The following is a 12,737-nucleotide window of genomic DNA, read 5'->3' on the forward strand; positions in this document are numbered from 1 at the left end:
AAAAATGGCAGTAGGCGATTATGCGTTCCTAATACCACTCTTACCCGCACTGGCTTTTGTGCTCACCTTCTTCCTTGGGAAGAAGCTGCCAAATGGCGGTGCGATCATACCTATCGTAGCAATTGCTACATCTTTCGTTATCTCCCTATTGATCACATTAGGCCTGCTTCAGAATCCTGAGCAGGTGATAAACCAGTCAGTTACCTGGTTTGCAATGCTTAACCTCGGAATACTTGTGGACCCGCTTGCTGCGGTCATGCTGACAATGGTTACATTTGTCAGCCTGCTCATCCACATCTATTCAACAGGTTATATGTCACATGACAGAGCCCAATACAGGTACTTTGCAGAGACTTCACTGTTCACGGCTTCAATGCTGAGCCTGATCATTTCAGATAACATCCTGCAGCTCTTCATATCATGGGAACTTGTGGGCCTGTGCTCATACCTGCTTATCGGGTTCTGGTATCAGAAACCTGCAGCTGCAAGTGCAGCCAAGAAGGCTTTCCTGACCACCAGGATAGGCGATGTGATGTTCCTTGCAGGTATCGTTGTGCTTTTCTCTGACCTGTTCCGGTTATACAACGGTTCCATTCCTGAAGGTGTATTCATACTGAAGTTCGATGAGATCTTCAGTCAGATCCCGCAGCTTGCTGCAATGAGTACGCCTGTTCTCGGATTCCAGGTGAACCACTTAACTCTGATAACACTGCTGTTCTTTGGCGGTGCGATCGGTAAGTCCGGGCAGTTCCCCTTGCATGTATGGCTTCCTGATGCAATGGAAGGTCCGACAACAGTTTCGGCCCTCATACACGCTGCGACCATGGTTACAGCTGGTGTCTATCTGGTTGCAAGGACATTTCCTATGTTCATGGCAGCTCCAGACTCACTTATGGTAGTAGCCTACCTGGGTGCTTTCACAGCTATTTTCGCAGCAACCATGGGTCTCGTTATGAACGACATGAAGCGTGTGCTTGCGTATTCCACTATAAGCCAGCTTGGGTACATGATGCTGGGACTTGGTGTGGGTGCGGCCATAGGCGCTGAGGCCGTAGGCATTTCAATGTTCCACCTCATCAACCACGCATTCTTCAAAGCTCTGCTCTTCCTGTGTGCAGGCAGTGTGATCCACGCAGTGGGAACCCACGATATGAGGCAGCTCGGAGGCGTTGCAAAAGTAATGCCGATAACAGCAGCAACGATGATCATTGGAGCCCTGGCACTTGCCGGCATTGGTATCCCGGACACCTCCATTGGTTTCAGTGGCTTTTTCAGTAAGGATGCTATCATAGAGGCAGCATATCTCTTCGGTGAGAATGGTGGTGGCTGGGCGTTGTATGCACTTTCAATTGCAGCAGCCCTGCTGACGTCTATCTATATCTTCAGGTTGATCTTCATGACCTTCTTCGGCAAGCCACGCACTGCATACGGCGGTCATGAGGCCCATGTCTCCATGACTATCCCTCTTTCCATACTTGCGATCCTTGCACTGGTATTCGGTGCTCTTACCATGGAAAGGTTCAACACTTTTGTCAGCGAGACCTTCGTCAACAATTTTGTACATATGGACATCCCGGGGCTTGCAGAACTTGGAGGATACCACCTTGCATCACATGCCGGACATGAGCCACTCATAATACTCTGGCTTCCTGTGATTGTCGGAGTTGCAGGTTTGCTCATTGCCTACCTGATATATGGCCTGAAGGTCGTCAACATGGACAAGCTCGTCTCGAGGAACAACCCCATCTACAAACTCCTCTACAACAGGTACTACCAGAACGCTATCCTCACAAACTTCCTTTCAGTAAAGGTTGTCTATGAGGGACTCGCTTTTGCAGGACGTGCTGTTGACACAGGGTTTGACTGGGTCGTCAACTGGATCGGCGACGTCACTATGGATACAGGTGACGCTCTGCGCCAGCTACAGACGGGCGTTGTACAAAACTATGCAATGGTCGTAATTACAGGAGTAAGCCTCCTCGTAATTCTTATTACAGTGGTCATGGAGGTACTCTGATGTTATTATCACTGATAGTGCTCATACCTCTGATATTCGCAGTATTGACACTACTCACAAAAACAAGAGAACAGGCAAGAGCAATGGCCCTGGTTGCCACTGTATCTGTCCTGTTGCTCACAATATACACGTACTTCAATTTTGATAGTACGACAGCCGCAACGCAATTCGAAGAATTTTACTCATGGGTACCTTCCCTGGGCATAAGCTACCACCTGGGAATTGATGGAATATCCCTTCCATTGATACTTCTCAATGCAATAGTTATGCCGCTGCTCATTCTCTTCACATGGAATGACGACAGGAAAGCACCTAACAGGTTCTATTCCCTCATACTGATAACACAGGGTGCTGTTCTTGGTGTGTTCTGTGCACTGGACTTCTTCCTGTTCTACGTATTCTGGGAACTGACACTTATACCGCTCTTCTTCATGGTGAGTATATGGGGCGGTCCAAAGAAACACTACGCTTCGATCAAGTTCTTCATCTACACCCATGTAGCATCACTTGTAATGCTTCTGGGCATATTCGGCCTGTACTTTGCAGCATGGGAAACAACCGGAACACCGAGCCTTAGCATTCCGCACCTGCTCGCTCAGTTCCAGTTCATAGAATCCGGGATTACAAGGGACCTGATATTCCTTGCACTGCTGTTTGGTTTCATAGTCAAGCTGCCAGTGTTCCCGTTCCATTCCTGGCTACCGGATGCATACACAGAAGCGCCTACCGCAGGAAGCGTGCTCTTTGTACTGCTTAAGATCGGAGGATACGGTATCTTCAAGATAATGCTTCCACTGCTACCATTCACAGCATCACCAAACCTGATGATAACGATAATGGGAGCTCTTGGTGCAGTCAGCATCCTGTATGGCGCTTTCCTTGCGCTCGCGCAGAAGGATCTCAAGAGGATGGTTGCTTACTCAAGCCTTAGCCACATGGGCTATGTCACATTGGGTGCAGCCGGTCTTGTGTCTCTCTCCGTTTCAGGTGCGATGTTCCAGCAGTTTTCCCACGGACTGATCATGAGCATAATGTTCATGTCATGCGGTGTTATCAATAAGGCTACAGGCACAAGGATCATCAACGAGCTTGGAGGTCTTGCACAGAGAATGCCAAAACTGGCTGTCATCATGGTGCTTACATTCATGGCATCACTGGGACTTCCGGGACTAACCGGTTTTATCGCCGAGTTCTCTGTGCTTGCAGGCAGCTTTGTGAACCTGCAGGGCTATGTGGTGATCGCATTGATGGCAATAGTCATAACTGCAGCATACCACCTGTGGGCTCTTCAAAGGGCTATGTTTGGTGTCTACAAAGAAAAACTGGGTAACGTGGTCGATATCAATGGGTACCAGACACTCGCAATGGGTGTTATTGCCATACTGATCTTGTACTTCGGACTCAATCCAAGCCCGGTGCTTGATATGATGTTAACGAATTCAGAACATATAATTGGCCTGATGGCCGGCATGGGGGTGTAAAAAATGGATCTTATGCTTTTTGCACCTGAAATAACGATGGTTGCCACAGGCCTGGCTGTACTGCTCATAGGCCTGTTCCTTCCTGTAGACTCCAAGAAGGTACTGGGTTACCTTGCAAGTCTTGGTATCATTGCAGCGCTATACTTAACTATAGTAAGCCTTGGAACAAATACACTGGCCTTCTACGATACGTTATCTGTTGACGCTCTCTCACAGTTCTTCAAGATAGTGTTCCTTGTAGTGGCTCTGCTCTTTTCCATAGCATCCATCAAGTACACCGAAGGTAGTGCTCATGTAGAGGAATTCTATGTGCTGGCCATATTTGCCACTATAGGGATGATGCTAGTGGCATCCGCCAATGACCTTATGGTGCTTTTCGTGGCATTTGAGCTTGCAAGTATCTCAACCTACGCACTCGCAGGCTTTGAGAAGAAGAACCCGCAGTCTCTTGAAGCTGCAATGAAGTACTTCCTTATAGGTTCCCTCTCAGGTGCATTGATGCTCTTTGGTATCACCTTCCTCTATGGTGTTACGGGAACAACAAGCATACCTGGTATCGCAGACAGTGGAGCAGCTATTGCAGCAAGCCCCATCGGGATCATCGCTGTGGTGCTTCTGATCGCGGGCATGGGTTTCAAGATAGCTCTTGCGCCTTTCCATATGTGGGCACCTGACACATATCAGGGTGCGCCTTCACTTGTATCTGCCCTGCTCGCAGCGGGATCCAAGAAGATGGGTATTGTGGCAGCCTTCAAGGTTTTCATAGTTGCCCTTATAGCACTCCAGGTACAATGGCAGATAGCATTCGCCGTCCTTGCAGTCATAACAATGACACTCGGAAACGTAGCGGCCCTTTCCCAGACAAGTGTCAAGAGAATGCTTGCATACTCTTCACTTGCACAGGCCGGTTACATCACAATGGCATTTGTTGTCCTCACGCCAATGGCACTTGGCGGTGGCATACTCTATGCACTGTCTCACGGCTTCATGAAGGCCGGAGCTTTCATAGCAACAGCTGCTGTCGTCTACATGGTGCTCTCTGAGAACAAGGATACAAAAGATCCGGACCATATTGACAACTTCAAAGGCCTTGGGCAGAGAATGCCTGTCACTGCGCTCTCCATGACGATATTTGTGTTTGCGCTGGCAGGCATACCGCTTACAGCAGGTTACATGAGCAAGTTTGTCTTATTTTCCTCGACCATCCAGGCAGGGTTTGCATGGCTTGCAGTCATAGCTATAATTAACAGTGCCATATCATTGTTCTATTATGCCAAGATCGTGAAATATATGTACTTCCTGCCTACCGAGGGAACAAAAGTATCAGAACCGCTTCCATATACCATTGCCCTTGTTGTGGCTGTAATTGGTGTGCTTGCGATTGGCTTCTGGCCTGAGCCCTTTATCTACTGGGCAATGGAAGCTGGAAAAGTATTACTTGCAGGAGGAATTTAAATGGCAGACTGTGATCTCTGTGGAGTAGCCCTCCCGACACTTATCCCTGTTAAGGTGTACAAACCTAAGTTCGCTCAGTCCTATCCTCAGGGCATGTGGCAGGGTCTTTGCGACCAATGTGTAGGTGCCGCAATAATAGCAAGCGAGGAGCATGCCAGGACCGGCACATGCGGAACTGTCGGTACATGTCAACTGTGTGGCTCCATTGAGCGCCTGTATGATGTACCTATTATCAGGCCCTCTTTTTCCAAGGGTTCAGAGAAGGATACTGCTTATCTCTGTAAGAGATGCCTCACCTCCATAGGGCAGGCCAAAGCAGAATGGGACCACGATAAGGCTACACACTCGCATGAACATATAACAACCAAACATACGGACCACTAAACCAAGTAAAGTAAGACCGGTGTCATACCGGTCTATGATTCTTTTTCTTCATTTCCGGCTTCTTTTTGACGGGTTACTACACTGTTGTTACTATGCGGAAACCATGTTTTGTCATATCAAAACAGTTTACTCGGAGAATAAAACCTCCGCTACTCTAAAAAAAGAATATCGAAAGCGGGCATGGCTCGCTTTCTTGACTTGCTGGAAGTTCTTAAGGATTATTGCTTTTTCCAGCTCTCCATGTCTCTATCTATCTTTTCAATGTCCTCTTCAAGTCTTTCCGGGACTTCTGCCTCAGATCTGCTTTCACTAAAAGCTCTTTTGATATCTGCGGGACTCATATATTGTTTGTCAGGAATATCCTGCAGATCAGAAACTATATTCTCTGAAGCATTATGGCTCCTTGCATAATCAAGAATATCCTTTTTTGCTTTTGGATACTCTATGTCTTCTAGTGCTTCCTGTATTGCAGTTGGATTGCTTCTCAGATTTCACTCCCCCTTTTATGGAATTACCTTTAATACTATGTCTGTAGCGTATAAATAAATACTTGAATTTAATGTCCCAATAAAAATAATACCTATTACTTTGAATATTGCCTGTTGAATGAATTTTAAAACGCTTGATCCAAATTCTTTGCTAATCTCCTCAAAATGCATGTATGCTTTATCGGGAGTGTTCTGCAGATTAGAGATTATACTATCGGAAGCATTGTGTAGTTTAACATAGTCAACAATTGCATGTTTCCTCATTGGATAGTTCATGCCCCTTAATACTTCTTCTATGCAGCTGCATTACTTTTTACATATTCACTTCCCTCTCCTTTAGAGGAATTAAACCCCATTAATAAAATGTGGGTAGATTGCATAAATAACTACTTTTATAAAAAATAAAATATAACATATTTTCTCTGCTAGAGGGTATTGATATCACGTATCGCAGCTAAAAGATTTAAATAAACCTATGACCCTATTTTGTTCCTCTTTCATTTCTTGGAAACTGTTCATCTTCCCTGAAAGACTCCCTGACCGATTCAGACTTTCGCCCTTCATCGAATTCATTTCTGATATCCCTGGAACTCTCATACCTCCTGTCCGAGATCTCTTGCAGATCTGACATCATATCTCCTGCAAAATGATGACTTTTTGCATAGTCTAAAATGTCTTCTTTCCTTTTCGGATAACCTGCATCTCTAAGTGCTGCCTCAATTGCTGCTGGATTTGTTTGCATATTTCACTCCCCTGTTTGAAAGGTGCTACCCCAAATAGTATTGTTGAACACAGGTATAAATATGTACTTGGGTAAATTGTTGAAACACCACCTCTCACTTTCAAGTGTGCAACTATGATTCCTAGATTTGTTTCTTATGGCTGAAATAAAAACAGTAGCATAATTAATACTATGCCAGCTGGGAACATAGAACCTTTTGACTTAGGTCGTATACTTTTTGCTTCCACTCCTGCAGGCTACCTACTTGAAGTTGCTTTCAGGACAGTGGTTATATTCATTGTATCCCTCATTTTTATGAGACTGCTGGGGCGAAGGGCAGTGGAGCAGTTAACACCCTTTGATCTTTTGATCATTATTGCTCTTGGGTCTGCAATGGGAGATCCAATGTTCTATCCAGAAGTATCTCTTCTGTGGGGCACTATTGTGATGATGACTGCTGTTGCACTTTTCCAGATACAGGATTTTCTGATGAAGAAAAGCTCCAGGTATGAAGATATCACTCAGGGCACACCTGTAAAGGTCATAGAGAATGGTATCATCGATAGAGATAGATTCGACAGGACAACCACAACAAAAGATGAACTTCTGCTAATGCTTCGAAAGCAGGGTATCAGGCACATGGGGGAGCTTGAAAAAGTATACCTTGAAAGGGATGGAGGCCTGAGTATTTACAAGCTGGAAAAGGATAAACAGCAGCCCGGATTAACAGTAATACCCCTTGAAGTTCCCGGACATCCAAAACATTATCTGAGTGGTACGAAAGTGCCCAGGTCAGCCTATTATTCATGTTTTGGTACAGGAGAAACAAGACGATTCAGTGAAGGAGAGACTTTCCCTAATTGTCGCGAAAATGAATGGGTAGAGTTCATTGAACCTTAACAACAGGCTTTTTCCAGTGTAAACGCATATTATTGAACAGCTTGCTTTAACAGGTTTATTATTTCTCTTCCTGTAAAAGACCGTTGAGCTTATCAGAGAGGTCCTTGATCTCCTGGCTTAATACTTTCATATCCTTTGACTGTGATTCTTTATCCTTTCCTATAAGAACACTTGCAAGTGCCGCAGTTATATATCCGAAGATGGCAAAAGCATAAAGGGACAACAGAAAAGTAAGTATCCTTCCCTCATTGGTCACTGGCCAGTACTGGCTGCCTATTGTGGTCATTATCATACTGGTCCACCACAGGGCATCTCCGTACGAGTCAAAATGGGGATACTCAAAGCTATACATTCCCGCTGCTCCAAGCAGAGTTATAAGAGTTGTAAGGGCCATCACGTATCCCATTCCTCTTCTTTTCATAGTGTTCCTGACTACCTTCAGGCTTCTGTTAAATGAGGAGATCAGCCGGGCAAGATTAAATGACTGACCCACCCGCACTACTTTTATTATCCTGGATGCTCTGAACAGTTTGAGGATGCGCAATGGGGGCAGAAGTAGTGATATTCCTGATAACCAGTTATTTCTCAGGTAAGCTCTTCTCCGGGGGGCAATGTACAGTTCTATGATAAAATCAACTATGAATATTGCCCATATAACACTGCTGAGCGTTTGCAGGAAAGGTGGCAGTCCGTAAGACAGATCTATTATTATGAGAATCAGCCAGATAACGGATAAGAATATCAGAGGCTTATCAAGTGTTTCATTAATCTGGTAAAGTATCTCTTCCCGTTCCTGGTCAAATTGTCCTTTATCCATAAGGAATTCTCTTTTATCTATGATATGCAATACTATCAAGAACTGCATTTGTAAAAAGCATTGGGAAAAAGCAGTTCTGTTTTGAACAAGTGATACGTGAGTCACTGGTAACTACATCGGCAGTAACATTTCTATGTCGATGACCAAGACAGAGAAGCAAATTATCCAAGGTTTTATCGAAAATGACAGAGGAAATTAGAAGCTGAACAGCAGAAACTGGCAAGAAGGAAGTCCTGACCCTTTAGAGTCCGGGGTAGTTCACTATCTTTCTTTCTAAAACATTGCTATGTACGATCATTATAGTATTTGGATACAATTTTTCAGGAATAAGAGAATATACAATCGGGCTATTAAATTTAGGCCATAGTTATTACTTCTCAATATTGAGAAAAGTGGCTGGATTTCATAAGCAGTCTTTTATATTAGAAATTATACTTTGGATATAGTTGAAAGAAGGAAGTGAATTTTCATTAGGCAATGGGTCCTGCCCAATTATAGTGCCTATGCCAGATTTTCTAAATGACCTTTCCGAATTCGGTAGATACAGCCAAAGATAGAACATGTTCCCGGCAATTCCTATTACTGACCCTATTCTTATATTTGCTCTTTCAATGCTTATCTTCCTCGTGGCTCCTCTGCTATTGAAGTTATTCAGAATGCCGGGGATGGTAGGTATCATAATAGTTGGTGCTCTGATCGGACCCAATGCATTATATATACTCGAGCGTAACGATACGATCATACTTCTTGGGGAAATTGGCCTTGTTTACTTGATGTTCATAGCCGGGCTGGAAATAAACATAAATAAGTTCATCGAAAAGCTTGACAGAAGCCTGGTATTTGGTATCCTGTCATTCCTGATCCCGCAGATAGCAGGTACGTTTGTTGGGTATTATTTATTTGGCCTCTCCTTCCCTGCAGCCCTTCTATTTGCTTCTGTTTTTGCCTCACATACCCTGCTTGCATATCCCGTCATCAAGAGACTTGGTATAGTTAACAACGAAGCTATCGCGGCAGCTGTTGGCGGTACGATACTTACCGACACTCTGGCACTCATGGTCCTTGCGGTGGTGGTGTCTTCTATGGAAGGCAATCTGGACATGTCTTTCTGGATAGAGCTGGGAGCCGGGCTTGGCCTGTTCTTTGCAGGTTCCTGGTTCATTGTGCCACGCATTGCCAGGTGGTTCTTCAGTAAGCTCACAGAAGAGAGTTACTTCGAGTTCCTCTTCGTGCTGGCTGTTGCCTTTGTGATTGCATATTTTGCCGAGGTGGCGGGTGTGGAACCTATCATCGGCGCATTTTTTGCCGGACTTTTGCTCAACCGTCTGATCCCAAACAGCAGTCCTCTCATGAACAGGATCGAGTTTGTCGGGAATGCGCTCTTCATACCTTTTTTCCTGCTGTCAGTGGGCATGCTGGTGAATGCACGTGCATTTATAGAAGGAGGGAACCATCTCATGATGGCACTGTGGCTGATCGGCCTTGTGCTCATCACAAAACTGGCAGCTGCATGGATAACCGGCAGGATCTATGGTTATGGTAATGATCAGGTGATGAGCATGTTCGGACTGTCAGTAGGCCAGGCGGCTGCAGCGCTTGCAATTGTTCTTATCGGTTTTGAAGCAGGGCTTTTTGGACATGATATGATAAATGCCGTAGTAATGATGATTCTTGTCATCGCGATAATAAGTCCTCACATCGTTGAAAAGTATGGAGCGAGGGTTTCCCTTGCAGAACAAGCAACATATGGTCTTGCCGAAGCAGCACCTCGTGTGCTGGTGTCCTTTTCAATACACTCTGCCTATAAACAGCTATTACTGGACCTGGCCCTGATGATCCGGGACAGGAAATCTGATGAGCCATTGCATGTAATTTCAGTTGTAAAACGCGATGATGGCAACTCTGAAAAAAAGGTTGCAGAGGCTGAAAGAATGCTGCGGGAAACTACAACCTATGCAGCCTGCGCCCAAGTGCCGGTCCTTACTCATGTACGCCTCAATTACAACATCGCTTCCGGGATAATGAGGGCGGTTCTTGAGAACAGGATATCTACTGTTGTGATGGGATGGGATGGCGTACATGCTCCCAAGGAAAGCGTGATAGGTTCGATTATCGACCAGTTCCTCCGGGGAACTGAAAAATTGGTGCTCGTCTCGCTGATAAGGCATCCTCTCTGTAATACAAAAGAGATAACTATGATAATACCGACCGGTATCGACCACAATGCCGGATTCTATCCAATAGTGGATGCAGTGAGGAGGGTATCTGAAGGTACATCTGCACCAGTAAAAGCATTGGTAGTAAGAGATGATGTCGTAATATATGAGAAGATATTCAAAAGAGTAAGTCCTGACATTGCCATCAGGTTTGAAAGTCTTAGTAGCTGGAGCGATCTCATCAACATGCTACATTCAAGAGAATGGTCCAGGGATGAGCTGATTATCAGTGCCAATGCCCGAAGAGATACTCCCGGCTGGCATCCGGTGCTACAGACACTACCAAAGCGGATTTCCTCTTTCTTTGAAGGAAACTTGCTCATGGCCTACCCACCCACTGAAGAAAGAGCAGATGATATGGAGTTCTTTTGAATTGAAGAATTAAATGAGTATTTTTTGTATGGAACGCTTAATTATGTTGGATAGACTATAGTATATTGTACATGCTATGGAACGGATAAATAAACTTAGCAAGCTTTTAAAAGACACTTCCATTAATGCACTTATTGGCTGGATACTGGTGTTATTGCTTTTCCTGACGGGTATAGTGAATCTAATGAACGGCAGGTTCACATGGTCCATCCTCTCCTTTTCTGTCATATTGATTATAACATCTCCGGCGCTACTGCTGCGTAAAGCCTCTATTATGCCTTCCTGGTACCTCATAATACTGGCGATCATGCCACTTGTAGGAAGCACGACTGCTTATCATCTCTTTTTCACAAGCATACCTGTCTATCTCTCAGTTGCGACCATCGCACTGCTGCTGGTAGCTGAGATGAGTTGGTTCACTTCTGTGCGTATGCATTACAAGTTCGCTATACTCTTGGTGGCTGCAATAACACTTTCAATGTCAGGCCTCTGGCATCTGTTGCACTGGTTGATGGATATCAACTTCGGGACTACATTCCTGCTTGACGGTCGATCACAGGAGGCTATTAATGCCGCGGTGATGCATGAGTTCATGTATGCCACTGTGACAGGTATTGTCGCAGGGGCTATTTTCGGCTTCTATCTAAGGTCACCCGGGTCTGCAGGCAATGTAAAACTTCCCCCACAGGGATTATTGAAGACTCCTGAATATCCGGTTTCCAGACCACCTGCCCCTCTCCGCAGGCTGCTTGGCATTTCTGGTAGTAAGCAAAAATTTGCAACAAGGGTGATGCAGGCAGGTTTGTTCATTTTACTAATCGTAGCACTCTACATTCGGGACTTGCCCACTGCCTTGAATGCAATAGCAGGTATTGCTATCACATTTGTGCCTTCTTTCATCACTCGTAAGTACAATATTCCTCTTGACCCCGGACTGACTTTGTGGATCACCCTTGCTATTTTCATGGATGCCCTTGGAACTTTTGCATTCTATGAGAACGTCGCCCGATGGGATAATATTACCCACGCCCTTTCAGCTAGTGTAATAGCTGCTGCCGGGTATGCACTTATAAGGGCTATCGACATCTATACCGATGAGATCTATATTCCGTCTAAGATGCTGTTTCTTTTCATTCTCCTGTTCGTGCTTGCTACCGGAGTTATCTGGGAAATAATGGAATTCCTGACGGATGAGCTAGCTGCAGAACTTGGATACAAGGCTGTGCTGGTTCAGCATGGAATCAACGATACGATGATTGACATGTCTTTCAATTTACTGGGAGCTATCCTGGCAGCTACATGGGGTGCTGCTTATCTTTCTGATATCTCTTATCGTCTCGCACGCAGGTTCGAGGAGATCTCTGCTAATAATAATTCCATTAAAGAGTCTGAAGAGCACCTGCAGGCAAATGTATTTGCGGACAACCTGAATAACAGATAACAGGCTTGCTTGTGCTTTCTGGACTTCTCCTTTTTTTCGAATACAAGTGCCGTAAGGAATAAATATTGCCATTGAGTTATAGCTTTTAATATTTATTAAAAATACTAAAACAAGGATCAGACATGGAATGGATATATCTTGTAGTTGCAGGAATGTTTGAGACCGGTTGGGCGGTCGGCATGAAATACAGTGAAGGAATGACCCGATTTTATCCGACGGTGTTTATGGTAATGTGCCTGGTCATCAGCATGCTCCTGCTGGAAAGATCATTGCGGGTGCTTCCTATAGGTACCGGATATGCTGTCTGGACAGGAATTGGTATTATAGGCACAACCATACTTGGAATATACCTTTTTAATGAATCTGCAGATGTGCTCCGTATATTGTGCATCGTCATGATAGCTGCAGGGATAATCGGTCTCAAGATACTCTCTGTGAACTAAAG

The 12,737-nt window shown here is 44.9% G+C and carries 12 protein-coding genes; 8 read left to right on the forward strand and 4 right to left on the reverse strand.

The features are described 5' to 3' along the window. The first annotated feature begins 4 nt into the window (after positions 1-4). The 4 genes from fpoL to fpoO are packed head-to-tail and all read left to right on the forward strand — an operon-like array spanning position 5 to position 5,337. Positions 5-2,017, forward strand: a complete 2,013-nt coding sequence (fpoL, locus tag QZZ22_RS02265) for a F420H2 dehydrogenase subunit FpoL (protein ID WP_292462273.1) — start codon at positions 5-7, stop codon at positions 2,015-2,017. After that, the gene (gene fpoM / locus QZZ22_RS02270) at positions 2,017-3,498 is read left to right on the forward strand and encodes a F(420)H(2) dehydrogenase subunit M (RefSeq protein ID WP_292462275.1); all 1,482 of its coding nucleotides are present in this window, start codon (positions 2,017-2,019) and stop codon (positions 3,496-3,498) included. Before fpoL ends, fpoM begins: the two co-directional genes overlap by 1 nt. Positions 3,499-3,501: 3 nt before the next feature. After that, positions 3,502-4,953 (forward strand): F(420)H(2) dehydrogenase subunit N, encoded by a 1,452-nt coding sequence (gene fpoN / locus QZZ22_RS02275; protein WP_292462277.1) that lies wholly within the window; start codon positions 3,502-3,504, stop codon positions 4,951-4,953. Continuing rightward, positions 4,954-5,337, forward strand: a complete 384-nt coding sequence (gene fpoO, locus QZZ22_RS02280; protein ID WP_292462280.1) for a F420H2 dehydrogenase subunit FpoO — start codon at positions 4,954-4,956, stop codon at positions 5,335-5,337. A gap of 218 nt (positions 5,338-5,555) precedes the next feature. On the opposite strand, the gene QZZ22_RS02285 is transcribed toward fpoO, so the two are convergent. The 3 genes from QZZ22_RS02285 to QZZ22_RS02295 all read right to left on the reverse strand — a co-directional run bounded on the left by QZZ22_RS02285 (position 5,556) and on the right by QZZ22_RS02295 (position 6,567). Continuing rightward, on the reverse strand, positions 5,556-5,825 hold the full coding sequence (locus QZZ22_RS02285; RefSeq protein WP_342765072.1) for a DUF2795 domain-containing protein: 270 nt from the start codon (positions 5,823-5,825) through the stop codon (positions 5,556-5,558). 15 nt (positions 5,826-5,840) lie between these two features. Beyond that, a complete protein-coding gene (locus QZZ22_RS02290; protein WP_292462282.1) occupies positions 5,841-6,101 on the reverse strand; it encodes a DUF2795 domain-containing protein in 261 nt (86 codons plus the stop codon). Positions 6,102-6,306: 205 nt separating this feature from the next. Beyond that, entirely contained in the window at positions 6,307-6,567 is a 261-nt protein-coding gene (locus QZZ22_RS02295; protein ID WP_292462284.1) for a DUF2795 domain-containing protein, read from the reverse strand. Positions 6,568-6,738: 171 nt separating this feature from the next. On the opposite strand from QZZ22_RS02295, the gene QZZ22_RS02300 reads away from it, so the two are divergent. After that, positions 6,739-7,446 carry a YetF domain-containing protein gene (locus QZZ22_RS02300; RefSeq protein ID WP_292462285.1) on the forward strand — a complete coding sequence of 236 codons (708 nt, stop codon included), beginning with the start codon at positions 6,739-6,741 and terminating at the stop codon, positions 7,444-7,446. A 58-nt stretch (positions 7,447-7,504) separates the two neighbouring features. On the opposite strand, the gene QZZ22_RS02305 is transcribed toward QZZ22_RS02300, so the two are convergent. Continuing rightward, the gene (locus QZZ22_RS02305; protein WP_292462288.1) at positions 7,505-8,263 is read right to left on the reverse strand and encodes an ion transporter; all 759 of its coding nucleotides are present in this window, start codon (positions 8,261-8,263) and stop codon (positions 7,505-7,507) included. Positions 8,264-8,823: 560 nt separating this feature from the next. Between QZZ22_RS02305 and QZZ22_RS02310 the strand changes: the two genes are divergently transcribed. The 3 genes from QZZ22_RS02310 (at position 8,824) to QZZ22_RS02320 (ending at position 12,735) form a co-directional block, all read left to right on the forward strand. Further along, on the forward strand, positions 8,824-10,851 hold the full coding sequence (locus tag QZZ22_RS02310) for a cation:proton antiporter (protein ID WP_292462289.1): 2,028 nt from the start codon (positions 8,824-8,826) through the stop codon (positions 10,849-10,851). Between the two features lie 76 nt (positions 10,852-10,927). Next, positions 10,928-12,292, forward strand: coding sequence for a hypothetical protein (locus QZZ22_RS02315; protein ID WP_292462291.1), 1,365 nt, complete (start codon positions 10,928-10,930; stop codon positions 12,290-12,292). Between the two features lie 122 nt (positions 12,293-12,414). Further along, positions 12,415-12,735: a multidrug efflux SMR transporter gene (locus QZZ22_RS02320; RefSeq protein WP_292462293.1), complete on the forward strand. Its 321-nt coding sequence runs from the start codon at positions 12,415-12,417 to the stop codon at positions 12,733-12,735. The last annotated feature ends 2 nt before the right edge of the window (positions 12,736-12,737 follow it).

The sequence above is a fragment of the Methanolobus sp. genome (assembly GCF_016278365.1).
Classification (GTDB): domain Archaea; phylum Halobacteriota; class Methanosarcinia; order Methanosarcinales; family Methanosarcinaceae; genus Methanolobus.